Source organism: Streptomyces sp. NRRL S-87 (genome assembly GCF_000719335.1).
GTDB lineage: Bacteria > Actinomycetota > Actinomycetes > Streptomycetales > Streptomycetaceae > Streptomyces.
Window position 1 is genome coordinate 99,711 of record NZ_JOGB01000012.1, and the last position, 23,734, is coordinate 123,444.

The window sequence follows — 23,734 nt, forward strand, 5'->3', positions numbered from 1 at the left end:
GCAGGAATGTATCGATCGGCGGCGGTCGCAACGATCACGGCCCCGGGCCCGCCCGCCGCAGGATGGAGCCATGACGAACACCGACGCATTCGACGCCCCGCTCACCCTCGACCCCGACGCCGTCCTGATCCTCGTCGACGTCCAGAAGGGCTTCGAGGACCACGCCTTCTGGGGGCCGCGGGACAACCCCGACGCCGAGCGGAACATCCTCGCGCTGGCGGAGGCCTGGCAGGCCACGGGACGGCCGCTGGTGACCGTCCAGCACGGTTCGGCGCGCGGCCCGCTCGAGCCGGGCACGCCGGGCTACGACCTCAAGCCGGGCGTCGCCGAGCTGGTGCCGGACCTGCACGTCACCAAGACCGTCAACAGCGCCTTCTACGGGACCCCCGACCTGCACGCCTGGCTCCGGGAGCGGAACGCACGGCAGGTGGTGATCGCGGGGATCATGACGAACGTCTGCAACGAGACCACGGCCCGGATGGCCGGGAACCTCGGTTACGACGCGGTCTTCCCCATCGACGCGATGCACACCTTCGACATGGCGGGACCGGACGGAGTGGTGATCCCGGCCGCCGAACTGTCCCGTGCGACGGCCGCCGTGCTGCACACGATGCGGTTCGCGAAGGTGGTCACCACGGAGGCGGTGGTGGCCGCCGCGAAGTAGCCCCGGCGGGGGCCTCACGGGAGGCCGCACAGGAGCCTCCCGTGAGGGCCTCGCAACGGGCCTCGAACGGCCGACCGGAAGGCCGTGCAAGGGGCCCGCCGGAACGGCCTCCCGGCACGCCGGGAGACCCCCGGAAACCCTTCGGATTGCTAACCTTCGGCGGCCGCGTTTGCGCTGGTCGGGGGCCCAACGCGGGCCCTTTCCGGCCCCGCGCGGGAGGTCCGGGAAAGACGTGTTCGGCCACATGCTCCCACCACCTTCACTACGGCCCGACTAGGCCTTATGGTGAGCGCGTGCCCGTGATCCGCGATGCGGCACCACGACACCCGGCAAACACGACCACCGGCAGGGAGAACCCCGCGTTCACCTGACCGCCTGCCGGCCTTTGCATTGCCTTTCCCACCCCAGCCATGCCTCGGCAGCATGCTGTTCCACCGTCCCCGCATCGCGACCACGATGCGCGGGCACACTCCGACCTCCGAAGGACCGAAGGGCCCGTGCCTGTACCCGTAGCCCTCGCCGGCCGCCTCGCGCGGCTGGAGCCCCTCGCCCCGCACCACGCCCCGGCTCTCGCCGAGGCCGGGTCCGAGGACCGTACGTCGTACGCCTTCACTCCCGTGCCCCACGGCCTGGAGGCGACCGAGCGGTACGTCGACCATGCCCTCGCCGAACAGGCGGCGGGCCGGATGCTGCCCTTCGCGGTGCTCAGCGCTGCCGACGGGCGGGTGGTCGGTTCGACCAGATTCCTGGAGCTCGATTACTGGAAGGGCCCGCTGATCTGGCCTTCCGTGCCGGGCGTGCCGTACGGCGATCCGGCGACGGCGGTGCCGGACGCCGCCGAGATCGGCAATACCTGGCTGTCCCCGCGGGCGCAGGGGACCGGGATCAACGCCGAGATGAAGCTGCTGATGCTGCGGCACGCCTTCGAGACGTGGGGCGTGCGGCGGATCTCGCTGCGGGCGGACGCCCGCAACGCCCGCTCGCGGGCGGCCATCGAACGGCTGGGGGCGACCTGCGAAGGGGTCCGCCGGGCCCATTCGCGCGGCCTGGACGGCGAGGTGCGCAGCACGGCGTTCTACTCGATCCTCGACGAGGAGTGGCCGGCGGTGCGGGCCATCATCGAGCTGCGCCTGGCCGCCGCCGCCTCCCCGACCGCCCTGAACCGGGCGATCGACCGCGAGCGCCTCGGCCAGGACGGCGGCAGCGGCCTGCTGATGCTGGCCTAGTCCGCTCCGGCGGGACGCGTCCGAGGGCGGCAGCGGCACCCACCGCTGCCGCCCTCCGGCGTCCGCACGACCTGGCGTCGGCACGGCGGGCCGCCCGCACCGCCGCCACCCGCGCGGCCGGCCTCGCGGCGGTCGTGACGCGGTTCGCCGGCAGCGCCTGACCCTCCTGCCCCGCCCGCGGGCACCGGTCAGAACAGGTCCGCCAGGCGCTTTCCGATGGCCCAGGCGTCGTCGACCGGGCAGACCGCGAGGTCGTGGTCGGCGTCGGAGGCACGGCGGGCGAGTTCGGGCGTGGCGTAGAAGTTCACCCGGTCGCAGAAGACCTCCCGGATGTCCGCGCCCGTGGCGGGGGCGAGGGTGACGACGGCCGTGACCGGGCTGAGGTCGCGGACGCCGTCCGGGGTGACCGTGAGCGAGACGGGCGCGCCCGTGGCGGCGCAGCGCGAGGTGACCCGGCTGGCGGTCTCCTTGAACACGACGGGGAACATCAGGACGTCCATGGCGCACCACCCGTAGCGCCGGACGCCCTGGAGCTCCATCGCGTGCGGCCGGTCCGCGTTGAGGGACACACCGGCGCCGATGATGTCCCCCGACGGGTCGGTCTCCAGGTCGAACCGCATGTCGCGGAAGCGGTCGAGCACGTCCGCGGCCGGCCAGCCGAGGAGCGCGCCCGCCGCGGCCGGTGACAGCGCGCCCCGGTCCAGCAGCCCTCCGACCAGGGTGGCCGCGGCGGCCATGAGGGCGACCCCCGTCGGGGAGGCCCACTTGGCCACCAGGTGGTCCGACAGCTCACGCACGCGCAGGTCCATGCCCGTACTCCTGACCTCGAACTCGAATCGGACACGCTTTCACCCCCTTCCAAAACGTAACGCGGAGTGACGCGGACGGGACGATCTGCGTCGGGTTGCACGGCCGTACGGGCTACGTGCCCCGCCGCCCGGCCTTGAAATCCAAGGAGATCGCTACTTTGGGTGACCGTCCGCCGTGGGCTGAAGCGGATTCCACCCCTCCACAAAAAGCCGTACGGCATCACCTGGACGACCTCGCCGCCGAGACCTCGCCCCCGGGACGCGGGCCGCAGGCGACCCCGAGGTGGGCGAGCGGCTGTGGGCGCCGGCGCCTCCGTCTCCCCGTACCGCTCAGCCGGCGGCTGCGGCGCGCAGGGCGGTCAGTGTGCGGCGGGCGTGGTCGCGGAACGCCCCGGTCGCGGGATGCGCGGGTTCGGCGGGCCACACCAGCCGCACCGTCACCGGCGCCGCGTCGGCCAGCGGGCGGTACACCACGCCCGGCTGCGGGTGGCTGTGCCGGGTGGCGTCCGCCGTGACGCCCACCGCGTCCCCGGTGGCGATGGCCGTGAGCCACTCGTCGACGTTCGCCACCTCCACCGTGGCCGCCGGCCGCCGCTCCCCGGGCCACAGCTCCTCCCCCGTCGTGGCGGCCGTGGCGCACAGCGCCACGGTCCGCGCCGCGACCTCGGCGAGCGTGACCCGCGGCCGCCCCGACAGCACCAGCGGGTCGTCCTCCGCGAGGGCGGCCACCCGGGGCTCCTCGTACAGGTCGACCCACCGCAGCCCGTCGTCCTCGGGCCGGGTGCGCAGGAACGCCGCGTCCACCTCGCCCCGCCGCAGCGCCGCCTCGGGGTCCGCCAGCCGGTGGACCCTCAGCTCGGTGGCGGGGTGGTCGCGCCGCCAGGCCTTCAGCAGTCCGACGGTGTACGGGCCCAGGGCGGCCCACGCGAACCCGACGCGCAGCGGCCGCGCCCCGGCCGCCGCCTCGGCGAGCGCGTCCTCGACCTGGTGGAGGATCCGGTGCGCGTGCTCGTTCAGGCGCCGGCCCGCCGCCGTCAGGCGCAGACTGCGGGTCGTACGCTCGACGAGCACCGTCCCGAGCCGGCTCTCCAACTGCTCCAGCGTGCGGGAGAGCGCGGGCTGGCTGATGCGCAGGACGGCCGCGGCGCCGGTGATGGTGCCCTCGTCGCCGATGGCCGCGAGGGCGCGCAGGTGCCGGAGGTCCACATTCATAACCACCCAGCATAAGTGCTGCGCGATGGGCATTTCCCTCGCCCGAGGGGGCTCGCCTAGCGTCGTCGTCATGCGAATCCTTCTCATCGGCGCGGGCGGCACGCTCGGCGCGGCCGTCCACACGACCCTGTCCGCACGCGGCCACGAGGTCATCACCGCGGGCCGGACCGGGGGCGACCTGCGCTACGACGTGACGGACCCGGCGCAGATCGGCGCCCTGTACGAGGCGGCCACGGCGGCGGGCCCGCTCGACGCGGTGGCCAGCGCGGCCGGCGACGTGCCGTACCGACCCGTCGCCGAAATGACCCCGGAGGACTGGACGGCGGCGTTCCGCGGCAAGGTGCTGTCGCAGCTGGAGCTCGTGCGCCAGGGCCTGGGACGGGTGGCGCCCCGCGGCTCGTTCACGTTGATCACGGGGATCACGGCGCGCCGGCCCGTGCCCACCGCCACGGCCGCGGCGATGGCCAGCGGGGCGGTCGAGGCCTTCGTCCAGGCGGCCGCGCCGGAGATCGCGCCGCTGCGCATCAACGCGGTCAGCCCCACGGTGTTCACCGAGTCGCTGGAGGCGTACGGGGACTTCTTCCCCGGCTTCCCGCCGGTGCCGCTGGCCGAGGTGGCGCAGGCCTACGTCCGGACCATCGAGGGGACGGAGACCGGCCGGGTCCTGGAGCTGGGCCAGTAGACCGCGGCCGAAGGGCACCGGACGGGCGGCACGGGTGGCGCGGGCGGGCCGGCTGGCACGGGTGGGCCGGCCGGCACGGGTGGGCCGGGTAGGACCCGTGGGACGCGCGGGGGCTGCGGGATCGGCACCGCAGCCCCCGCGCGGTCATGGCGGGCGGACCGCGGGCGGTCAGCAGCCGAGGTCGGAGCCGGGCGCGACGCCCAGGATCTGCGTGAAGCGCTGGTAGCTGTCGATCCGGCTCTGGACCTGCGCGGGGTTGCCGCCGTTGCACTCCAGCGAGCCGTTGATGGAGCGGATGGTCTCGCCGAACCCCCGGCCGTTCACCATGGCCGCGTGGGCGGTCATGGTGCCGGGCCCGTTCTGGGTGTTCCAGTACCAGAGGGCGGTCTTCCAGGCCACGGCGGCGTCCCGCTCGACGAGGTAGGGGTCGGCGAGCAGGTTGATGCCGAGGGCGTCGCCTGCGGCCTTGTAGTTGAAGTTCCAGCTCAGCTGGATGGGGCCGCGGCCGTAGTACGCGGGCTGGCCGGCCGGACAGCCGTACGGCTGCGACGCGTCGCAGTAGTGCGGGTAGTTGGCGGTGTTCTGCTCGACGACGTAGCGGAGCCCGCCGGTCTCGTGTGCGACGTTGGCGAGGAAGGCGGCCGCCTCCTGCCGCTTGACGGTGTCGCTGCCGGTGGTGGCGAAGCCCGGGTACGCGGACAGCGCGGCGGTCAGGCCGCGGTACGTGTAGAAGGAGCTCCGGTTCGGGAACATCTGGTCGAACTGGGCCTCGCTCACCACGAATCCGGAGGGGCTACCGGGGTCGGGGTCGGGCGTGCCGCCCCCGCAGGCGCCCTGGTCCGCCCAGACTCCCCACTGGCCGGTGGTGCCGGGCGCCTCGCCCTGGGTCCACCACTTGGCCTGCCAGTTGTGGCCGCTGTGGGCGGCCGTCATGCCGCCGGTGTAGACGGCGGCGGAGTTCCAGGGGCTCGCGCAGGCCGCGGCCGCGGCGGGCGGGGCGGGGACGACGAGGGCGAGAGCGGCGGCCGCGGCGGTGGCGGCGAGCAGGGGGAGGGCACGACGGCGGGACGCACGGGACACGTAACTGCTCCTTGTGTGGGGGGAGTTGCCGTGGTGGGGGCGGCTACCGCCACTGAAGCGAAACTGGTCTGGACCTGTCAAGGTCTAGACCAATTTTCACGCTCCGCACACCCGCCGTACGCAAATCCCCCGCGCCGCCCCGCTCCTGAGGGCCCATCAGGCGGGACGCGCCACCGGGCCACGCCCCCGCTCGAACACCTCTCCGTTGACACCTTGCAATCAATGGTTCAACGGTTTACCGCCCTTAAGTTCACTTGATCAACTACCGGTTACGGCTTTCTTCGGCCGATTCCCGGATTCCCATCCGCCCTGGTCAGAGCTGCGCGACCGACCACGTCCCGCGTCCGCACGGTCACCCGAGGTGACCGGAATTGATGGTTCGACCATGCGTGCGGCCCCGGAGTCGGCAAGACTCACGTTCGCAATCCGCAACCACACACAGGGAGTGTTCGAAATGCGGTCCATCGTCAGGGGTCTGGGACTCGCGGCCACCACCATGGCCCTCACGGCAGCCACCGCGGTCACCGCCGTCGGTACGGCCGACGCCGCCCCCACCGGGGAAGCCCGCCTCTACGCGCCGTCCGCGCTCGTCATCTCGCTCGTCGACGGGGTCGACCCGAGCGAGGGGATCATACGTGCGGTGACCCTCAGCTGTATGCCGACGCCGACCGGGACGCACCCGGACCCGGCCGGGGCGTGCGGCGAACTGCGTGCCAACAACGCCAAGTTCGACCAGATCACCAAGGCCGGATCGGCGGCGCTGTGCACCCGGGAGTGGCACCCCATGACCGTCACGGTCGACGGCGTCTGGGAGGGCAGCCGGGTCTCCTACCGGCACACCTTCGCCAACCGCTGCGCGCTCCACAACGGCAGCGGCACGGTGTTCGGCATCTGACGCCGCCGCCTCCCGACCCGGCCGGGGACCGGCCGGTTCGGCTGTCCGGCTTCTGACCCGCTCCGGCCGCCTCCCCGCCGGCCGCGCGGACAGCGACACGGAAGGGCCGGGGTCCGTACGGACCCCGGCCCTTCCGCATGCGCGCGCCGGCCTCAGCCGCGGCGCGAGCCCACCTCGAAGAGCAGGTACAGGAAGGCGGCGAAGACGTGTCCCACGAAGAGGTAGGCGAACAGCCGGATCGCCAGCCCGCGCGGGAAGCCGTTCTCGAAGCGGGCGGGACGCCCGGCGGGGCGCTCGGACGGGACGGCGGTGGGTTCCTCGGGCACTGCGGGTCTCCTCAGATCTTCGGGCGCCGCGGATCGCCGCCCAGGCACAGCTGGGACACGGCGCTCTGCAGCAGGGTGTGGACGAACAGCAGGTCGGCCCCGCCGGCCCGGGCAGCCGCGATGCGGTGCGGGGTGAGCGAGTCGAAGTGCGCGCTGTCCCCGGCCTCCAGCAGGTACTCGGCCTCCCCGAGGTGCAGGCGCAGCCGCCCCTTGAGGACGTAGAGCCACTCCTCGCCCGGGTGCACGCGGACCAGTTCCTCCTGGCTCCTGCCGTACGGGATGTGGACGCGCAGCGCCTGCATGCCGCGGCCGGAGCCGCCCGCCTGCCAGTACGTCCACCCGTCGGCCTCGCGGGCCCCGGCTCCCCCGCCGCGTACGATCGGATCGGCGGCGGCCGGGGTCTCGCCGAGCAGCTCGGACACGGTCGTCCCGTAGGTCCGGGCCAGTCCCAGCAGCATCGGCAGGGAGGGCTGGCGGCGTCCGGTCTCGAGCCGGGACAGGTGGGCCGGGGACATCCGGGCCCGCGCCGCCGCGGCCTCCAGGGTGAGCCCGGTGCGCCGGCGCAGCTCGCGCAGCTGCGGTGCGACGACCGGGAGCTCGTCCTCCGGTACGGGCGGGGGCCCGTCGGCCGTGTCGGGCGTACCGGGGGGCCCGTGCGGCGCGGGCCCTTCGGGAACGGGGTTCATGCTCCGATTGAGCCAGAGAGTTGCCTGAGCGGCAAACGCTCTTGCCTCAGAGGCAAACTTCCTGCCGCCGGGCGGAGGCGAGGGCCGCCGGCGACGGCGCGGCGGTCAGGCGCCTGCCGCCGTCCCGCCCTCCTCTGCCGCCGCGCCCAGCGCCGCCGCGTCGAGGGCGAGGGTGAGCCGGTCCAGCCGCGCCTGCAGGTCGGCGACCTCGGACAGGTCGAAGCCGGTCGAGGACGCGATGCGGCGCGGCACCGCCGCGGCCCGCTCGCGCAGCGCCGATCCCGCCCCGGTCAGATGGGCCGAGACGGAGCGCTCGTCGGCAGCACTGCGCTCGCGCCGCACCAGGCCGTTCGCCTCCAGGCGCTTCAGCAGCGGCGAGAGCGTCCCCGAGTCGAGCCGCAGCCGCCGGCCCAGCTCCTTCACGGGCGTCGGACCGCGCTCCCACAGCACCAGCATGACGAGGTACTGCGGGTACGTGAGGTCCAGCTCCTTGAGGATCACGCGGTAGAGCGCACCGAACGCACGCGACGCGGCACCCAGCGAGAAGCAGATCTGCCGGTCCAGCCGCAGGAACTCCTCGTCGGGGACGGCTGCGGTCCAGTTCTCGGTCATGTGGCCCATGTTACCTCGACGGCGATTAAGTTGTGCACAACTGAATTGTGTGGTCTATTGATGGGGCGGCCGGATGACGGCCGCGACCACCGATCTCTCCACGAGAGGACCCCTCTGATGGACGCGCTGTACACCGCTGTCGCCACCGCCAACGGCCGAGAGGGCCGCGCCGTCAGCTCCGACGGTGTGCTGGACCTCGCCCTGGCGATGCCTCCGGCGCTCGGCGGGAACGGCCAGGGCACCAACCCCGAGCAGCTCTTCGCGGCCGGCTACGCCGCCTGCTTCGCCAGCGCCCTCGGCCTCGTCGGCCGCCAGGCCAAGGTCGACACCAGTGACATCTCCGTCACCGCCGAGGCGTCGATCGGCAAGGACGACACCGGCTTCGGCCTGGCCGTGACCCTGCGCGTCGAGCTGCCGGCGGAGCTGGACAACGAGACCGGCACCCTGCTGGTCAAGCAGGCCCACGAGGTCTGCCCCTACTCCAAGGCCACCCGCGGCAACATCCCCGTCGAGCTCGTCGTCGAGTAGTCGCGGCGCGCCGCAGCCGCCACCACCTGCGCGGCGACGTCCGCGGCCGCACCCGGCCGCACCCGGCCGCACCAGAACGCCTCCGACCGCCGTCTTCCGGGCCGCCGCCCACGACGCGCGGTCGGAGGCGTTCTCCGTTCCCGTCCCGTCCCTCGGCTCCTCCGGGGCCTCCACGCTCCCGTGGCCGCCTCCGTCCCCGCCCCGTCCCCGGTGCGCACTTCGCATGAACAACGCGTGACAACACGCCCGGCGCGGTTCTCGCGCGCCCTCCGACCGGCGACAGTGGTCGCCGTACGGAACGTCGAGCGGGGCAGGAGTGGAGCGCGTGCTGATCGAGAGCCCGCCGGCCGGCAGCCGGCCCGACCCCGCCTGGAGCGGGCCGCCACCGGTCCTGCTCGCCTCCCACATCCGCGCGACCGCGCCGATGGTGTCCGTGGCGGGCGGCCGCGGGCCCGGCGGGGCGCCCGTGACGGCGTTCCGGATCGATGCGCAGCCCGTGACCGCCGCGGAGTTCGCCCGGTTCACCGGACAGACCGGCCACGTCACCGCCGCCGAACGGGCCGGCTGGTCGTACGAGGTCGCCGGGCACGCCCCGCGTGCCGTCGCGGGGCTGACGTGGCGCACCCCGTACCGGCCCGGCACGGCCGCCGATCCGCTGGCCGCCGTGGTGCACGTCGCGTGGTCGGACGCCGTGGCGTACGCCGCCTGGGCGGGCAAGCGACTGCCGTCCGAGGCGCAGTGGGTGCGCGCGGCGGCCGGCCGGGGCGACGGGGCCGAGGGGTGCGGCTCCCGCCGGACGCCCGGCGACCACTGGGAGTGGACGGCCGACGTGCACGACCCCGGGCGCGGGACGCGCACCGTCCGTGCGGGCGGCGCCCGGGCGGGCCTGGTTCCGGACCTGACGGCCGGGAACGTGGGCTTCCGCTGCGTGTCGGCGCCCTGAGGCCGTTCAGGCGCCCAGCTCGGCCAGCTCCCTCAGTGCCGCCGCCACCGCGTCGGGTCCGGCGGGCAGCTGCGGCAGCCGGACGTCCGGCGTCGGGATGCGGCCCTGTGCGTGCAGCACGCCCTTGACGACCACCGGGTTCGGCTCGGCGAACAGCGCCGCCGACAGCCGGGCCAGGCGGTGCCCCAGCTCGCGCGCCCGCCTCGCCTCCCCCGCGCGCCAGGCGGCATCCAGCGCGACGAAGCGCCCGGTGGCCAGGTGCGCCGAGGCCAGGATCCCGCCCGTCGCGCCGAGCGCCATGAGCGGGGAGGCGAACGCGTCGTCGCCGGCCAGCACCGCGAAGTCGGCCGGCAGGTCGCCCAGCAGGGCCACCGCGTCCTGGTCGATCCCGCCCCCGGCGTACTTCATTGCGGCGACCCCGGGGAGCGCGCCGACGGCGCGCAGCGTCGCCGCGTCCAGCGGGAGGCCGGTGCGGTACGGGATGTGGTAGACGACCAGCGGCACGGGGCTGTCCTCGGCCAGCCGCGCGAAGTGCGCGACCACCCCGGCCGGCGAGGGCCGTACGAAGGCGGGCACGGTCACCAGTGCGGCCCCCACCTCGGGCCGGCGGCCCAGCTCGGCGAGGGCCCGCCCGACGGCCCCGGTGTCGCCGCCGCCCGCCCCGACGGCCAGGCCCGCGCCCCGCTCGCGGCAGACCCGGGCGCACGTGTCGACCACGGCGTCCCGCTCGGCGGGGTCGAGGCTCGCTGCCTCGGCGGTGGTGCCGAGGGCGACCAGGCCGGCGGCGCCCGCGTCCAGCACGTCGTGGGCGAGGGCTTCGAGGGCGTCCCGGGCCACCGAGCCGTCGGCGGCGAAGGGGGTGACGAGCGGGACGTGGATCCCGTACGGGAGGAACGGGGCATGAGGGGTGCGTGTTGTCATGCCCCGAGCCTGTCCGGCCGCGAGCCACAGGTCCAGTTCGCTTTTCTGAGCCGAAGCGTAAGCTGAGCTGATGCTCGACGTACGACGCCTGCGCCTGCTGCGCGAACTCGCCCTGCGCGGCACCATCGCGGCCGTGGCCGAGGCCCTGTCCTTCACCCCGTCGGCGGTGTCCCAGCAGCTCAGCGCGCTGGAGCGGGAGGCCGGGGTGCCCCTGCTGGAGCGCACCGGCCGCCGGGTGCGGCTGACTCCCGCCGGCCGCAACCTCGTCGGGCACACGGAGGCGGTGCTGGAGCGCCTGGAGGAGGCGGCCGCGGAGCTGGCCGGGGCCCGGCACGGCCTGGCGGGGCCGCTGCGGATCGGGGCGTTCCCCACGGCGGCCCGGGCGATCGTGCCCGCGGCCCTGGTCGCGCTCGCCCGGCGCCATCCGGGTCTGGAGCCGATGGTGTCGGAGACCGACCCCGCCGGGGTGGCGCACGCGCTGCGGGCCGGGGAACTGGACGTGGCCCTGGTGCACGAGTACGACTTCGTCCCCGCGGAGCCGGAGCCGGGGCTGGCCCTGGAGCCGCTGTGCGCCGAGTGGATGTACCTGGCCTCCCTCGACCCGGCTCCGGCGGTCGCGGCGGAGCTGGCCGGGCTGGCCCGGTGGCGGGAGGCCCCGTGGATCACGGCCACGCCCGGGACGCTGTGCGAGGCGATGACCGTACGGGCCTGCCAGGCGGCCGCGTTCACCCCCCGGGTGCGGCACCGGGTGGACGGGTTCGACACCGTGTTGGCCTTGGTCGCGGCGGGTCAGGGCGTGGCGGTGGTGCCGCAGCTCGGGTTGGTGGACGTACCGGTCGGGGTGTCGCTGACGCGGCTGCCGGTGCGGCGGCGGACGCGGATCGCCTCGCGGGGCGGGGCGGCGGGGCACCCCGCGGTGGCCGCGCTCACGGAGGCGCTGCGCGAGGCCCTGCCGGCGGCACTGCGGGCGGTGTAGCGGCGGGCGGACGACCACTCCGCGAGACGGGTTCGCCCAGATCCGGCCGACTTTTGTCCGACAAGCCGACAATCCGTCTTTTCGTTCAACTATCACGTTCAGGTTCAGGGTTGGCTGCGGGCGTGACCTCTGACACGGACAACACCCAGCCCGCCCCCGCCCGCGCCAGCCGCCGCGGGCTCCTGCGCGCCGCCGTGGCCGGCACCGCCGTCGCGGGGGCCGGCCTGACCGTGGGCGCGGCCTCGCCCGCGGCCGCGGCCCCCGTCGGCTGCGCGCGCCCCGACACGCCCGCCGAGGCCCTGCGCGAGCTGGCCGCCGGCAACCGTCGCTGGCGCGCGTTCCGCGAGCGCCACCCCCACGAGTCGCCGGCGGTGCGCCGCCAACTCGTGCAGGGCCAGCACCCCTTCGCGGTGGTGCTCGGCTGCATCGACTCCCGGGTGCCGCCGGAGCTCGTCTTCGACCAGGGCCTCGGCGACCTGATGACCGTCCGGGCGGCGGGCGAGGTGCTGGACGAGGCGGTGCTGGGCAGCGTCGCGTACGGCGTGCTGGAGCTGGACATCCCGCTGGTCGTGGTGCTCGGCCACCAGTCGTGCGGGGCCGTCAAGGCCGCCGTGCACGCCGACGAGACCGGCGAACGGCTGCCGAACCACATCCAGTACATAGCCGATCAGATACGCCCGGCCATCGACCGCACCCAGCAGGGCGCGGCCCGGGTCGACGCGACGATCACCGCGCAGGTCCGGCTGGTCAGGCAGCGGCTGGCGGCGGAGCCCGACCTGGCCGGGCGCGTGGCGGCGGGGCGGCTCGCCATCGTGGGCGCCCGCTACGAACTGACCGACCAGGCGGTCCGCACGCTGCCGCTCACGGGCCGCTGATGATCCAGATGATCGCCACGGTCCGGGTCTCCGTGATCACCCGGTAGAGCACCGTCACCATCTGCCCGGTGTCGGTCGCCGGACCGGCCAGCACGCGGCGCAGTTCGACGCTGGCGGCGGGTTCGGCGGCGCTGTCGGCCCGCGGGTCGCCGACCAGCCGCTTCAGGGCACGGTAGAGCGCCTGCCGCTCGCCGGGGCTGAGCTCGGCGACTTCGCGGTTGAGGCGCTCCGGCAGGAGGATGTGCCAGTCGCTCAACGGCCCCCCTCGCGCGCGTCGCCGGAGCCGTCCCCGAAGGTGTCGCCGAAGGCGTCCGTGTACGTGTCCGCGTAGGTGTCGTCGAAGCGGGCGAAGAACTCGTCCAGGCCGCCCGTCTTCTCGGTTCCCCCGATCGCCGCGCCGATCGCGTCGGCCACCTCGGGGCGGGTGCGCAGGGCCCACACGTGCCGGTACTCGGTGAGCACCAGCGGCACCTCGTCGAGCCGCGCGGCGCCGAGGCGCGCGTCGAAGGCGAGGAGGTCGGGCGGGGAGACGACGGCGAGCGCGGCCCGCAGCTCGGCGATGGTCTGGGGCCCTTCCGCGGCGGCGAGCCGGTAGGGGTCCGCCCAGGGGCGGGTGGGGCTCTCGTGGGGCAGCGCACTCATGGTGTCCTCCGTCCGTCCTACTCCACCGTACGCGCTGGATCAGTCACCGGGGAGGGGCCCGGCGATCTCGGCGGCGAAAACACGCGGACCCTCCGCCGAGCCCGGCTCGGGGAGGGTCCGTACGCGGTGCGCGGGGCGTCCGGCGGCGGGGGCACCGCTACCGGTCCGCGGCCGAACTACTCGCCGACGACACCCGACTTGGCGATGGTGACCTTGGCGGACACGGCGCCGCTGCGGGAGCCCAGGTCCTCGATCTGCTTCACGACGTCCATGCCCTCGACGACCTCGCCGAAGACGACGTGCTTGCCGTCCAGCCAGTCGGTGACGATGGTCGTGATGAAGAACTGCGAACCGTTGGTGTTCGGGCCCGCGTTGGCCATCGAGAGCAGACCCGGGCGGGTGTGCTTCAGCTTGAAGTTCTCGTCGGCGAACTTCTCGCCGTAGATGCTCTTGCCGCCGGTGCCGTTGCCGGCGGTGAAGTCGCCGCCCTGCAGCATGAAGGCGGGGATGACGCGGTGGAACGAGGAGCCCTCGTAACCGAAGCCGTGCTCGCCGGTGGCCAGCTCACGGAAGTTCTTGGCGGTCTTCGGGACCACGTCGTCGTACAGCTTGAAGACGATGCGGCCGGCCGGCTCGCCGTTGACGGTGATGTCGAAGAAGACGTTGTTGCTCATGGACCCATCCTCACATCTTCCGGCGGATGCTTTCACACGGGGCTCCCCGACACGGCCCCATTCGCCGTAACCGGCCGAGGAGCGCCCGTGCGGCCACGGGCCCTCAGAGCGCCGGATAGTCCGTGTAGCCGCGGGCGTCACGGCCGTAGAACGTGGCCGGGTCCGGGGTGTTGTACGGGCCGGCGGTGCGCAGCCGGGCCGGCAGGTCGGGGTTGGCGAGGAAGAGCCGGCCGAAGGCGATGAGGTCGGCGACGCCCTCCTCGACGAGTGCCAGCGCCTCGTGGTCGGTGGGCTCCGCGGTCGCGGGGTTGAGGACGAGGAGGCCGGGGAACTCCTTGCGCAGCGCGAGGGTGACCTCGCGGGTGTCGGCCGAGGCCTCCAGGACGTGCAGGTACGCCAGGCCCAGCGGCGCGAGCTCCTTGACCAGCGCCAGGTACGCCGGGAGCGGCTCCGGCTCCTCGATGTCGTTGTACCCGTTGCCGGGCGAGACGCGCAGTGCGGTGCGCTCGGCGCCGATCGCGGCGGCCACGGCCCTGACGACCTCGACGGCGAAGCGGATGCGGTTCTCGGTGGAACCGCCCCACTCGTCGGTGCGCCGGTTGGAGCCCGGGGCGAGGAACTGGTGGACCAGGTAGCCGTTGGCACCGTGGATCTCGACCCCGTCGAAGCCGGCGTCGACGGCGTTGCGGGCGGCCGCGGCGAAGTCGGCGATGACGCGGCGGACCTCGGGGGCGGTGAGCTCGCGCGGGGTCGCGTGGTCCTTGAGCCCGTCGGGGGTGAAGGACTGGCCGGCCGCCCTGACGGCCGAGGGGGCGACCGAGCCGGCGGCGCCCGGGCGCTGCGCCGGGTGGCCGATGCGGCCGGTGTGCATCAGCTGCGCGAAGATCCGCCCGCCCGCCGCGTGCACGGCGTCCGTCACCGTGCGCCAGCCGGCGACCTGCTCGGGGGTGTGCAGACCGGGGGTGAAGGGGTATCCCTGGCCCTCCACCGAGGGCTGCACGCCCTCGGTGACGATCAGCCCGGCCGACGCCCGCTGGGCGTAGTACTCGGCCGTGATCTGCGCGGGTACGCCGCCGTCGGCCGCGCGGCTGCGGGTCATCGGGGCAAGGACGATGCGGTTGGCCAGCGGGGTGCCGGCGAGGACGACGGGCTCGAATGCTGTGGTCATCTGGTGCCTCACAGTTATTGGGTCGGCCAAGCAATTGCTACGGAAGCCACTGTAGACCCATTTACTTGGTCGGCCAAGATAAAGCTTGGCCGACCAAGGTAAAATGGCTCTGAGCAGCAGGTACGGTCGACCGGACGCGTCCGGGGACGACCACGGACGGAGCACCCGAGGGAGGGGCGGAACATGGCGACCCACGCCGAGACCGGCGGCGCCGGGACGAATGCCGGGACCGGCACCGGGCTCGGGGCCGGCGGGTCCGCGGGCCCGGGCCCGGGCCCGGGCGTCCTCCACCCAGAGGCGCCCGCGTGCGCGCCGGCGCCCGGCGCCGCGCTCGGGGGGCCGGTCAGCCACGCGGTGAGCCGGGTGGCCCGGCTGCACCGGGCGGCGGCCGGCCGGCTGCTCAAGGACCTCGGCCTGTACCCGGGCCAGGAGTTCCTGATGATGCACCTGTGGGCCAACGGCGCGGTGCGCCAGTCCGAACTGATCAAGGCGGTCGGCCTCGACCCGTCCACCGTGACGAAGATGCTCCAGCGCCTGGAGCACGCCGGGCACGTGCGGCGCCGGCCCGACCCGGCGGACCGGCGGGCCGTCCTGATCGAGGCCACCGAGGCGAGCTGCGACCTGCACGGCGAGGTGCGGACCGCGTGGGGCCTGCTGGAGGAGCAGACACTGGCGGGCCTGACCGGCCCCGAACGGACCGAACTGGCGCGGCTGCTGGCGAAGGTGGAGGGCAGCCTGTGCCAGGAGGCGGCCATGGCCTCCTGCCCGGAGCCCGACGGCGACCGCGGGCCGGCGCGGACCTGATCCGACCCGCGCGGGGCCCGGCACGGGGCGCGTCAACCGGGCTCCGCCGCGTCATCCCCCCGACCTGCGGAACTCCGAACCGGGGCGGCGCGCGCCCGGATCCCGGTGTCCGCGGGGGGCACGGCGGCGCGGACACCCGCGTGCGCGCTGGTGGGGCCGTCGGCGTGCGCCGCCGCCGCCCGCGCCCGGTGTCACGATGCGTCACGAACAGAGGGCCATGCGACGAGAGGTTCGAACGTGACGCCTCAGACGACCGGGCAGTCCCCACGGCAGCTGCTCAACGGGCAGCGCCAGCACGCTCCCGACGACGGGACACCCGACTCCCCCGGGGCCCCGGCCTCCCGGGACGCGACCGATCCGGGCGGTACGGACCTTGGCGGTACGGACCCCGGCGGCAGGGACCCCGGCGGTACGGACCCGGCCGGCGGCCCGGCCCGCCGCACCGACGCCGAGCTCCTCGTCGCCGCCTCCGTGCTGCTGGCCGACGCCGCCCTCGCCGCACGGCAGGCCGGCGCCGACCTCACCGGAGCCCTGACCGGCGGACGGTTCGGGCTCCAGGCGCTGCGCCGTCCCGGCTGGGGCCTCGGCACGGCGCTGTCCTGCGTCCGCGCCCTGACCAGCCCGGCCGGCCTGGGCTTCGGGGCCAGCGGCGGCATCGTCGGCGAACTCGCGCGCGTCGCAGGGAACCTGACGTACCGTCGTCCTGCCTCGGTGGCCATGGCGGTGGACGCCTTCGCCCTGCGCATCGAGGCCGCCACCGTGACGCACCCCAACCTCGACTCCCCGCACGCCCGCCGGCTCACCGGTGCCCTGGTCGCGGGCGACCGGCTGGAGGCCGTCCGCGCGTTGCACGCCCTGGCGGAGCGGCTCGGCGTCACCCGTGCCCTCACCACCGTCAGCCCCGTCATCATGGAACTCCTGGCGCTGACCGGCCTGTTGGACGAGAACCCGGTCAACGACGGCTTCTCCTGGGTGACCCTGGCCGGCGGCATCCCCACCACGGACCCCTTCCTCGGCCTGCCGAGCTCCCTGCTCAAGTACCTCAACCCCGGACCCGGCCGCGCCGAGCGGGCCGAACCCGACCCGATCCTCGCGAAGGTGCTCGGAACCTCCCGCAACGACGTCGTCAGCTACGTGAACGACATCGGCGCCCTCGGCAACCACGGCCTGGTCCTGCTCCGGCGCGTGGCCTGCACGGACGGCGCCGAACGCCACGTCCTGCTGCTCCCCGGCACCAGCTTCGGCCTGCTCAGCAACAGCACCCCGCAGGACCTCGTCGGCGCCTTCGACGGCCTCCTCCGCACGGACACGACGTACACGCGGGCCGCGCGGAAGCTGCTGCGGCGGGCCGGCGTGCCCGCGGGCTCGGAGCTCATGCTGGTGGGCCACAGCCTCGGCGGGCTGACGGCGATGAACCTCGCCGGCGACGCGGACGTCGCCTCCGAGTACCGGATCACCCACGTGGTCACCCTCGGCTCGCCCATCGACGGCAAGCGGCCCGCGGACCACACCACCCGGGTCGTCAGCCTGGTCAACAAGCACGACGTCATCCCCACGCTGGACGGCCGCGGCCCGGCGTCACCCCACGACCTCCCGGACACCTGGCTGGAGCTCGCCTGGTTGGACGAGACGTACGACTACCCGCTCTCGCACGCCCCGCAGGCGTACTCGGACAGCCTGCGCGGCGAGCTGTCCCACTACCGCGAGCAGGTCAACGCGCTGCTCGGGGCCTACGACGGCGAGATCACCGGAAACCAGCCGTACATGCTGCGCGACCGGTGACCCGGCCGGCCACCCCCGTTCCTGACGAGCGCCACCCGAGCGTCCGGCGCGACCGGCGCGACCCGAGGGAGAACCACCCCCGATGACCACCCCCGCCACCGCGTGGCCCCTGGAGAACGCCGTGTTCAGCGCGGCCATGCTCGCCCACCGCCTGCCCTGGGCGGACGCCCCCGCCCGCGCCCTGGGCCTGGACTCACTCACCCGCGAGGGCGCCGCCCGGGGAGTCCTCGCGCACCTGCGCAGGACCCGTTCCGGGCGGCCGGTGCGGTTGCGCACCCCCTTCGGCTCGTTCCTCGTGCCGCTCGACCGGTCCGACACGGCCGCGCTCCTCGCCCGCGGCGCCGAGTCCGGCGCGCTCGCCCCCGCCGTACGGCTCGACGCGGCCGGGCGCCGGCACGGCCTGCACCCGCACGCGGTGCTGCCGCCCGGCGCGGCGCCGTCCGCCGACCAGTTCGCCGGGCCGCTGTCCGAGGAGCTGGACCGGGTGCTCGACCTCCGCCGCGACGACCGGGCCCTGCCCTGGGAGGTCTGGCGGACCAGCCTGCTGCGGGCCGCCCGGCGGGTCGTGGTGGGAGCGGCCGCCGCGGAGGACACGCTGCTCAGCGAGGTGCTGCGGCGGGCTGCCGGCGCCGCCGGCAGCCGCACGTACGACGACCGGGCGGCCGCCCTGGGGCGCCGGCTCGCCCCCTACCTGGCCGACCCGGACCCCGACTCCGTGGCGGGTCGCCTGACCCGGCCGGCCGGCGGTGCGGCCGTGCCCGGCGCCCGCACCGAGGGCGCGGAGCGCCCGCAGGTCGCCCCCACGGAGGTGCTCGCGCACACCCTGGCCGTCGTCTCCGGGGCGGCGGTCGCCACCGCCCTCCAGGCACTGGCCCTGACGGCGGCGCGCGTCCCCGGCGCGTCAGGCGACCCCGCGGGAGCCGTGGCGCTCGCCCTCGACCACTACCCGCCCGTCGCGGCGGCGGTGCACCCGGTCCGGTCCCGGTTCGTCTGGGAGGACGTCGCCGTCGAGGCCGGCACCGAGATCCTGGCCGCTCCGGGCTGGCTCCGGGACGTGGACGTGGACGGGGACAGGGACAGGGACGTGGACGGGGACGGGGACGGCGGCGAGGCGGGCGCGCCGGGGTTCGCGCCCTCGCCGCTGTGCGGGTCCCCGGTCGGGTGCGCGGCGGGCTCCTTCGCCGTGCGCGTCGCCGAGGAGGTCGTCCGGTACGTCGCGGAGGCCGGTCGGCCCGTGCTGCTCGCCCCCGTGTTCACCCCCGATCGGGTGCCGCTCGCCCTGGAGCCGGACACCCTGCAGGTGGCCTTCGCCACCGGGACCGCCGGTGCCGCCGGGGCGGTGCCGCCGCCCGCCGGCGCCGCGAGCCCGGCCGCGTACGGGGCGCTCGCCCGGGCCGACGCCGACCGGCTCGACCGGCACGCGCGCAGCCTCGCCGAGTGCGCCGCCGACACCGGCTGGAACGGGACCGAGACGGGCGAGCGGTTCCGGATGCGGCTGCTCGACCACGCCGAACGGTGCGCCCGCGCCGCCGCCGAGGTCCGGGTGGCGGCCCGGCGGCTGGGCGACTGACGGACCGGACGGCGGCGTGCCTGGTGGGTGCGCCGCCGTCCGCCCTCGGAACGGCCGGGTGCGGAGACGGAGGCGGAGGAGGCGGAGGAGGCGGTGCGCGGCCGTACCCGCTCACCCTTCTCCGCCCCCGGGCCCTGCGCCCCCGAGCGCTACCGCACGAGCCCGCCCCGCCGCTGCCGCTCGCGGTCGACCAGGCCCTGGAGCGTGTCCCGGACGTCCGCGGAGAGCCGGCGGGCGGCCGCCGAGCGCGCTCCCCACGCCCGTGGCCGGTCGGGGGGTTCGATCGGCTCGCCGATGGTGACCAGCCACTTCGCCGGCAGCGGGAAGGGCGAGGTCAGCGGGACGTACGGGAGGTCCAGGAGCTTGGCCAGCCCGGGGAGCTCCCCCATCTTCGGGCTGGACTCCTCCGCCCCGATCACGGCCACCGGCACGACCGGCGCCCCCACGTGCAGGGCCGCCACGGCGAAACCGGGATCGAACGGTCGCAGCCGGTAGCGGTCGCGGAACGGCTTCTCCAGCCCGGACACCCCTTCCGGGAACATGCCCACGAGTTCACCGCGGGCCAGGCGCTCCATGCACGCCCGGGGGCCGATCGGCACCGCCCCCTTCCTCGCCGCGTACGGGCCCAGTACCGGGAGCCGGAAGACGAAGGGCGCGGCGAGCACGGAGAGCGGCCGGCCCAGGGACCGCTGCAGCGTCTTCTGCAGGACGAACGCGTCCAGACCCCAGGCGCCGGAGTGGTTGGCGACGAGGACGGCCGGGCCGTCCTGAGGGATGTTCTCCAGCCCGAGCACGTCCAGCCGGAACCAGTCGTCGACGAACCACTCGAGCAGTCGCTCCCAGGCGTTCTCCCCGACATCGCCGAGCAGTTTCCGGAGGAACCGGAGCTCGGCCCCCGCGACCTCGATCACCTCGGCCACGCTCTCCGACACGAGCCGTCCTCCCTCGCTCCCCGCACCACGCCAAGTCACCCTCTGGACAGGGCCCTTGCCCCGTCCAACGGCCGCGGGCGTCCTTTGATCACGAGTTGCGCCCGATCGGCGGAATCGACTTTTCGTTCCCCCTTACGCCCGTCCCGTGCCCGGGCCCGTGCCGGCGCCCGCGACAGAGCCCGCGGCAGAGCCCGCGGCGGGTCCCGCCACGGGTCCCGCGAGGGCCGTGTCGGCCACCGCCAGGGCCGCCGCCATGACGGTCAGCTGCGGGTTGACCTGCGGACAGCTGGGCAGCACCGAGGCGTCGGCGACGAACACGCCCCGTACGCCCCGCAGCCGGCCCTCGGGATCGACCGGGAAGCGCTCCGGGTCGGCGCCGGCGGCCAGCGTGCCGGTGGGGTGGAAGGCGGAGAGGTGGAGCTGACGCGCCCTCACCCGTGCCAGGACCGCGTCCAGTTCGTCGGGCGTACGGGCGTACGGCGCGGCGGTGATGCCGGTCAGCACCTCGTGCGCACCGGCGGCGAAGAGCAGCCGGCCCATGGCCCGGACCGCCGTCAGCAGGCGTCCGGCGTCGCGCGGGGCGAGGTCGTAGCGGACCAGCGGGCGGCGGCCCGCACCCAGGACGCGGCCCGAGGGGAGGTCGGCGATCATCGCGCCGAGGGTGGCGAGCCGGTCGGCGGCGTCGAGCTCGCGGCGCAGGCCGGCGCCGAGGCCGGGCAGGACGACGCCGCCCATCCCGGGCGGGGTGGCGGTCGCCTCGATGAGGATGCCGCGGTCGTGCAGTTCCGCCACGCCCACGCTCTGCAGGACGCCCTCCCAGGCGGTCACCGGTCGGGGGAACCGGCCCGCGACCGCGGCGGCCGGGTGGACGCTGAGGTTGCGGCCGGTCCGCGGGTGGCCGCCGAGGCCCGAACGGCGCAGCAGGGGCGGCGACTGGAGGGCGCCGGCCGCGACCACCACGAGCGGGGCCAGGACCTCGCACGCGCCTCCGTCGGGCCGGCGTACCCGGACGCCCGCCGCGGCGGGTCCGCCGGGCCGGTCGCGGTCGACCAGGACGCGCAGCACGCGGGCGCCGGTGAGGATGGTGGCCCCGGCGGCGCAGGCGTCGGGCAGCACGGAGAGCTGGACGCTCTGCTTCGCCCCGGTCGGGCAGCCGACCACGCACTGGCAGGATCCCCTGCAGCCCGGCGCGTTGCGTCGCAAGGGAGCCGCCCGCCAGCCGAGTTCGCGGGCGCCGGCGAGGGCCAGGAGACCGTTGCGGCCCAGTCCGCCGAGCGGCGCGGTGGCCACGCGCAGGGTGCGTTCCACGTCGTCGAGCCGCGCTTCGAGGCCGTCGGCGAGCGCGCAGCCGTACCGGTCGCGCCACCGGGCCAGCACGTGCTCCGGAGTGCGGTAGCAGGTGCCGGAGTTGACGACGGTGGTGCCGCCGACGGCCCGGCCGGTGGGGAGCAGGAGCGGGGGCCGGCCGAGGGCTGCGCTCGCGCCGCCGTCGCGGTAGAGGGCGCCGAAGCGCTCCAGCGGGGTGCGGGCCGCGAAGGAGGCCGTCGTGTGGTGCTCGCCCTCTTCGAGGACGAGGGTGCGCAGTCCGGCCCGGGCGAGGGTGCGGGCCGCCATGGCCCCGCCGGCGCCGGAGCCGATCACCACGGCGTCGGCGGTGCTGCGGGCGGGCCACTGCGCCACGGGCACGCAGTCCAGCGGCGGGTCCTCGGGGCTGGACGGGCGGGGGCCCGCGGGTGGTTGCGCGGCCAGCAGGCGCTCGGTGCCGGCGGCCAGCAGGACCGGCACCTTGACGAGGTCCAGCAGGGCCGCCGGGGTCGCGTGGGCGCCGAGCGCACGGACGAGTTCCTCGCGGGCGGCCGGGTCGAGGGCCCCGAGCCGCCGTCCGGTGCGGGCGACGGCGTACGCGTCCACGGCGGCCGCGGCGGCGCGCACCCCGGCCCGGGCGGGGCCCGGCATCGTACGGAGCACGGCGTCGAGGCGGCCGGGTACGCGGTGCTCCCAGGCCGGGGCGGGGGGCGGGGTGCCCCGGTCGGCGCCCGGCGCGTGCGGGGCCGGGTCCTGCGCGTCCGGCAGGCCGGTGGCGAGCAGAGCCGCCACGAGTCCGGCGGCGCTCACCGCTCCCCCACCTCCGCGTGGGCGGTACCTTCGAGGGTCCAGAGGGCCTCGGTCCGCCAGCCGCCGCGCCAGCGTTCGAGGCGTACGACCGCGTCGGCGCGCTCGCTGTTGCGGCAGACGGCGTGGGAGCCGTCGGGGTCGTGGTAGTCGAGGGCCAGGGTCCGGTCGGGCGGCTGGGTGACCGTCACGTGGATGCGGCGCAGCCCGGCGCGGCCGGTCACCGTCCACCGCGGCAGCCCGAGCCGGGCCTTGAAGCGGCCGGCTCCGGCCCAGCCGACGGCGGTCCGCTCGGCGCGGCGGGGCCACGTGCGGCCGCCGCGGCGCAACCGCAGGAACACCAGCGGGGGCAGGGCCCGGAGGACCGGCCGGGTGGAGACGGCGGCGACGACCTCCAGCACGTCGCCGCCGCCGAGGTCGGCGTGCAGCCAGGACCAGCGCCGGGCGTTGCCGTGCCCGTAGATGCGGGCCGTGGCCCCGGGGGCGCCGGTCAGGGTGAGGGTGCCGCCGGGGTGCGTCACGGTGCCCCGGTACGTCGACCGGGCCGCGGGCAGCATCTGCGCGGCCGGCAGCAGCGGGCGCCGCCAGGACCAGCGGGGGAACGTGAACAGCGCCTCGTCTACGGGCCGTTCGGCCAGGTCCCACGCGAACCCGGCCGCGGTCCCGGTGAGGCGGCCGGGGCGGACCCGGACCTCCTGCGTGGCGAAGCCGTCCGTGTCGGGGCCGGGTGGTTGCCACGGCTCGGGTCCGAAGCGTGCGTGCACGACGGGGCCTTGGCCTTCGGGCGGGTAGAGCGCGATCCAGCCGTGGGCGTGTGCGGGCCGGGCGGGGTCGGTGGGTGCGACGAGTTCGTGGTGCAGCCACAGGCCGGTTCCGGTGGCCGGGTCGGTGAGGGTGGTGTACCAGACCTCGGTGCGGCCGGGTTCGCCGGACCAGCGCGGGGCGAGCGCCGTGGCCGGGGAGGGGGCGCGGGACGGGGACGGGGCGCGGGACGGGGACGGGGCGCCGCTGCGGTCGTGGGCGTCGCCCGCGGGGGCGGCGCCGCTGGGGGTGGCCGGGGAGCGCGGGAAGCGGAAGCTCGCGAGGAAGGGGAGGAGGCCGGTGGCAAGCGGGAAGCGGAGGTTTCCGGTGCCGATCCGGCGGCCCGGGGGCGCCTCGTGGGCGGGGGTGGGGGTGGAGGTGCGGGCGGGCGGCGGCTCGGGCCCGGCCTGCGACGGGGTCGCGTCGGGGTCGGGGGCCGCGCCCTGGCGCTCGTACAGGGTGAAGGGCAGGACGGTCATGGACCGCACGGGGCGCAGCGGGGTGACGGACTTCCAGCCGTCGAGGGTCAGCGCGCGGCCGTCGGCGGCGGTGAAGTGCAGCCGGTAGCGGATGCGGCGGCGGGCCAGCGGGGAGATCTCGAGCTCGCCCGTGGCGTCGGGGTCGTCGGCCCAGCCGCGGATGCGGACCCGGCCGGTCAGGCGGGCCGGTGTCGTGCCGAGGGGGCGCAGCGGCCGGTCGGACACGGCGCGCAGGTCGAGGCGGACCGGGAGGCCCGCGCGGCCGGGGCCGGGGCCGGCGGGGGTGGGGGTGGAGGTGCGGGCGGGCGGCGGCTCGGGCCCGGCCTGCGACGGGG

At 75.6% G+C, this 23,734-nt stretch carries 25 protein-coding genes; 11 read left to right on the forward strand and 14 right to left on the reverse strand.

What is annotated here, in order from left to right; all coding sequences use genetic code 11:
- Window positions 1-70: 70 nt before the first annotated feature.
- Window positions 71-664 carry a cysteine hydrolase family protein gene (locus IF43_RS0110255; RefSeq protein ID WP_030197138.1) on the forward strand — a complete coding sequence of 198 codons (594 nt, stop codon included), beginning with the start codon at window positions 71-73 and terminating at the stop codon, window positions 662-664.
- Between the two features lie 497 nt (window positions 665-1,161).
- Entirely contained in the window at window positions 1,162-1,890 is a 729-nt protein-coding gene (locus IF43_RS0110260; protein ID WP_030197141.1) for a GNAT family N-acetyltransferase, read from the forward strand.
- Window positions 1,891-2,078: 188 nt separating this feature from the next.
- On the opposite strand, the gene merB is transcribed toward IF43_RS0110260, so the two are convergent.
- Entirely contained in the window at window positions 2,079-2,699 is a 621-nt protein-coding gene (gene merB, locus IF43_RS0110265; RefSeq protein ID WP_051795031.1) for an organomercurial lyase, read from the reverse strand.
- 330 nt (window positions 2,700-3,029) lie between these two features.
- Complete coding sequence (locus IF43_RS0110270) at window positions 3,030-3,911, reverse strand: LysR family transcriptional regulator (protein WP_030197146.1); 882 nt, start codon at window positions 3,909-3,911, stop codon at window positions 3,030-3,032.
- 70 nt (window positions 3,912-3,981) lie between these two features.
- Between IF43_RS0110270 and IF43_RS0110275 the strand changes: the two genes are divergently transcribed.
- Window positions 3,982-4,593, forward strand: coding sequence for a short chain dehydrogenase (locus IF43_RS0110275; protein WP_030197148.1), 612 nt, complete (start codon window positions 3,982-3,984; stop codon window positions 4,591-4,593).
- Between the two features lie 168 nt (window positions 4,594-4,761).
- Here the strand turns inward: IF43_RS0110275 and IF43_RS0110285 are convergent, their stop codons facing one another.
- Window positions 4,762-5,673, reverse strand: a complete 912-nt coding sequence (locus IF43_RS0110285; RefSeq protein ID WP_030197152.1) for a glycoside hydrolase family 19 protein — start codon at window positions 5,671-5,673, stop codon at window positions 4,762-4,764.
- 454 nt (window positions 5,674-6,127) lie between these two features.
- On the opposite strand from IF43_RS0110285, the gene IF43_RS0110290 reads away from it, so the two are divergent.
- Window positions 6,128-6,568: an SSI family serine proteinase inhibitor gene (locus IF43_RS0110290; protein ID WP_030197156.1), complete on the forward strand. Its 441-nt coding sequence runs from the start codon at window positions 6,128-6,130 to the stop codon at window positions 6,566-6,568.
- Between the two features lie 152 nt (window positions 6,569-6,720).
- Here the strand turns inward: IF43_RS0110290 and IF43_RS42085 are convergent, their stop codons facing one another.
- From IF43_RS42085 to IF43_RS0110305, 3 genes are all read right to left on the reverse strand, one after another.
- Window positions 6,721-6,894, reverse strand: a complete 174-nt coding sequence (locus IF43_RS42085; RefSeq protein ID WP_199922707.1) for a DUF6126 family protein — start codon at window positions 6,892-6,894, stop codon at window positions 6,721-6,723.
- Between the two features lie 11 nt (window positions 6,895-6,905).
- On the reverse strand, window positions 6,906-7,580 hold the full coding sequence (locus IF43_RS0110300; RefSeq protein WP_078910042.1) for a helix-turn-helix domain-containing protein: 675 nt from the start codon (window positions 7,578-7,580) through the stop codon (window positions 6,906-6,908).
- Window positions 7,581-7,685: 105 nt separating this feature from the next.
- Complete coding sequence (locus IF43_RS0110305) at window positions 7,686-8,192, reverse strand: MarR family winged helix-turn-helix transcriptional regulator (protein WP_030197165.1); 507 nt, start codon at window positions 8,190-8,192, stop codon at window positions 7,686-7,688.
- Between the two features lie 117 nt (window positions 8,193-8,309).
- On the opposite strand from IF43_RS0110305, the gene IF43_RS0110310 reads away from it, so the two are divergent.
- Both IF43_RS0110310 and IF43_RS37925 read left to right on the forward strand, forming a co-directional pair.
- Window positions 8,310-8,720 (forward strand): organic hydroperoxide resistance protein, encoded by a 411-nt coding sequence (locus IF43_RS0110310; RefSeq protein WP_030197173.1) that lies wholly within the window; start codon window positions 8,310-8,312, stop codon window positions 8,718-8,720.
- 325 nt (window positions 8,721-9,045) lie between these two features.
- The gene (locus IF43_RS37925; RefSeq protein WP_030197177.1) at window positions 9,046-9,663 is read left to right on the forward strand and encodes an SUMF1/EgtB/PvdO family nonheme iron enzyme; all 618 of its coding nucleotides are present in this window, start codon (window positions 9,046-9,048) and stop codon (window positions 9,661-9,663) included.
- A gap of 6 nt (window positions 9,664-9,669) precedes the next feature.
- Here the strand turns inward: IF43_RS37925 and IF43_RS0110320 are convergent, their stop codons facing one another.
- On the reverse strand, window positions 9,670-10,584 hold the full coding sequence (locus tag IF43_RS0110320; RefSeq protein ID WP_051795035.1) for a dihydrodipicolinate synthase family protein: 915 nt from the start codon (window positions 10,582-10,584) through the stop codon (window positions 9,670-9,672).
- Between the two features lie 70 nt (window positions 10,585-10,654).
- Between IF43_RS0110320 and IF43_RS0110325 the strand changes: the two genes are divergently transcribed.
- Entirely contained in the window at window positions 10,655-11,560 is a 906-nt protein-coding gene (locus tag IF43_RS0110325) for a LysR family transcriptional regulator (protein WP_030197183.1), read from the forward strand.
- Between the two features lie 122 nt (window positions 11,561-11,682).
- On the forward strand, window positions 11,683-12,435 hold the full coding sequence (locus IF43_RS0110330; RefSeq protein WP_030197187.1) for a carbonic anhydrase: 753 nt from the start codon (window positions 11,683-11,685) through the stop codon (window positions 12,433-12,435).
- Here IF43_RS0110330 and IF43_RS0110335 read toward each other — a convergent pair.
- The 4 genes from IF43_RS0110335 to IF43_RS0110350 form a co-directional block, all read right to left on the reverse strand.
- Window positions 12,422-12,691 (reverse strand): hypothetical protein, encoded by a 270-nt coding sequence (locus IF43_RS0110335; protein WP_030197189.1) that lies wholly within the window; start codon window positions 12,689-12,691, stop codon window positions 12,422-12,424. The two genes, IF43_RS0110330 and IF43_RS0110335, sit on opposite strands and share 14 nt — an antisense overlap.
- Window positions 12,688-13,077 (reverse strand): hypothetical protein, encoded by a 390-nt coding sequence (locus IF43_RS0110340; RefSeq protein ID WP_030197191.1) that lies wholly within the window; start codon window positions 13,075-13,077, stop codon window positions 12,688-12,690. Before IF43_RS0110340 ends, IF43_RS0110335 begins: the two co-directional genes overlap by 4 nt.
- Before the next feature lie 176 nt (window positions 13,078-13,253).
- The gene (locus IF43_RS0110345; RefSeq protein ID WP_030197193.1) at window positions 13,254-13,751 is read right to left on the reverse strand and encodes a peptidylprolyl isomerase; all 498 of its coding nucleotides are present in this window, start codon (window positions 13,749-13,751) and stop codon (window positions 13,254-13,256) included.
- Window positions 13,752-13,854: 103 nt separating this feature from the next.
- A complete protein-coding gene (locus tag IF43_RS0110350) occupies window positions 13,855-14,919 on the reverse strand; it encodes an alkene reductase (RefSeq protein ID WP_030197195.1) in 1,065 nt (354 codons plus the stop codon).
- Between the two features lie 183 nt (window positions 14,920-15,102).
- Between IF43_RS0110350 and IF43_RS0110355 the strand changes: the two genes are divergently transcribed.
- The 3 genes from IF43_RS0110355 to IF43_RS0110365 all read left to right on the forward strand — a co-directional run bounded on the left by IF43_RS0110355 (window position 15,103) and on the right by IF43_RS0110365 (window position 19,075).
- The gene (locus tag IF43_RS0110355) at window positions 15,103-15,723 is read left to right on the forward strand and encodes a MarR family winged helix-turn-helix transcriptional regulator (RefSeq protein WP_078910043.1); all 621 of its coding nucleotides are present in this window, start codon (window positions 15,103-15,105) and stop codon (window positions 15,721-15,723) included.
- A 237-nt stretch (window positions 15,724-15,960) separates the two neighbouring features.
- Window positions 15,961-17,505, forward strand: a complete 1,545-nt coding sequence (locus IF43_RS0110360) for a hypothetical protein (protein WP_051795039.1) — start codon at window positions 15,961-15,963, stop codon at window positions 17,503-17,505.
- An 82-nt stretch (window positions 17,506-17,587) separates the two neighbouring features.
- A complete protein-coding gene (locus tag IF43_RS0110365; RefSeq protein WP_030197204.1) occupies window positions 17,588-19,075 on the forward strand; it encodes a hypothetical protein in 1,488 nt (495 codons plus the stop codon).
- Window positions 19,076-19,224: 149 nt separating this feature from the next.
- On the opposite strand, the gene IF43_RS0110370 is transcribed toward IF43_RS0110365, so the two are convergent.
- From IF43_RS0110370 to IF43_RS42580, 3 genes are all read right to left on the reverse strand, one after another.
- Complete coding sequence (locus IF43_RS0110370) at window positions 19,225-20,007, reverse strand: 1-acyl-sn-glycerol-3-phosphate acyltransferase (RefSeq protein WP_051795041.1); 783 nt, start codon at window positions 20,005-20,007, stop codon at window positions 19,225-19,227.
- Window positions 20,008-20,139: 132 nt separating this feature from the next.
- Window positions 20,140-22,122 carry a GMC family oxidoreductase gene (locus IF43_RS0110375; protein WP_234332068.1) on the reverse strand — a complete coding sequence of 661 codons (1,983 nt, stop codon included), beginning with the start codon at window positions 22,120-22,122 and terminating at the stop codon, window positions 20,140-20,142.
- Window positions 22,119-23,624 carry a hypothetical protein gene (locus tag IF43_RS42580; protein ID WP_267884747.1) on the reverse strand — a complete coding sequence of 502 codons (1,506 nt, stop codon included), beginning with the start codon at window positions 23,622-23,624 and terminating at the stop codon, window positions 22,119-22,121. Before IF43_RS42580 ends, IF43_RS0110375 begins: the two co-directional genes overlap by 4 nt.
- Between the last annotated feature and the right edge of the window lie 110 nt (window positions 23,625-23,734).

Bases quoted from the DNA above. Each gene is read 5' to 3' on its own strand.
- IF43_RS0110350 (WP_030197195.1), bottom strand. From the start codon at position 14,919: ATGACCACAGCATTCGAGCCCGTCGTCCTCGCCGGCACCCCGCTGGCC.
- IF43_RS0110255 (WP_030197138.1), top strand. From the start codon at position 71: ATGACGAACACCGACGCATTCGACGCCCCGCTCACCCTCGACCCCGAC.
- IF43_RS0110290 (WP_030197156.1), top strand. From the start codon at position 6,128: ATGCGGTCCATCGTCAGGGGTCTGGGACTCGCGGCCACCACCATGGCC.
- IF43_RS0110365 (WP_030197204.1), top strand. From the start codon at position 17,588: ATGACCACCCCCGCCACCGCGTGGCCCCTGGAGAACGCCGTGTTCAGC.
- IF43_RS0110300 (WP_078910042.1), bottom strand. From the start codon at position 7,580: ATGAACCCCGTTCCCGAAGGGCCCGCGCCGCACGGGCCCCCCGGTACG.
- IF43_RS0110305 (WP_030197165.1), bottom strand. From the start codon at position 8,192: ATGACCGAGAACTGGACCGCAGCCGTCCCCGACGAGGAGTTCCTGCGG.
- IF43_RS0110345 (WP_030197193.1), bottom strand. From the start codon at position 13,751: ATGAGCAACAACGTCTTCTTCGACATCACCGTCAACGGCGAGCCGGCC.
- IF43_RS0110270 (WP_030197146.1), bottom strand. From the start codon at position 3,911: ATGAATGTGGACCTCCGGCACCTGCGCGCCCTCGCGGCCATCGGCGAC.
- IF43_RS0110310 (WP_030197173.1), top strand. From the start codon at position 8,310: ATGGACGCGCTGTACACCGCTGTCGCCACCGCCAACGGCCGAGAGGGC.
- IF43_RS0110325 (WP_030197183.1), top strand. From the start codon at position 10,655: ATGCTCGACGTACGACGCCTGCGCCTGCTGCGCGAACTCGCCCTGCGC.
- IF43_RS0110355 (WP_078910043.1), top strand. From the start codon at position 15,103: ATGGCGACCCACGCCGAGACCGGCGGCGCCGGGACGAATGCCGGGACC.
- IF43_RS0110320 (WP_051795035.1), bottom strand. From the start codon at position 10,584: ATGACAACACGCACCCCTCATGCCCCGTTCCTCCCGTACGGGATCCAC.
- IF43_RS0110275 (WP_030197148.1), top strand. From the start codon at position 3,982: ATGCGAATCCTTCTCATCGGCGCGGGCGGCACGCTCGGCGCGGCCGTC.
- IF43_RS0110340 (WP_030197191.1), bottom strand. From the start codon at position 13,077: ATGAGTGCGCTGCCCCACGAGAGCCCCACCCGCCCCTGGGCGGACCCC.
- merB (WP_051795031.1), bottom strand. From the start codon at position 2,699: ATGGACCTGCGCGTGCGTGAGCTGTCGGACCACCTGGTGGCCAAGTGG.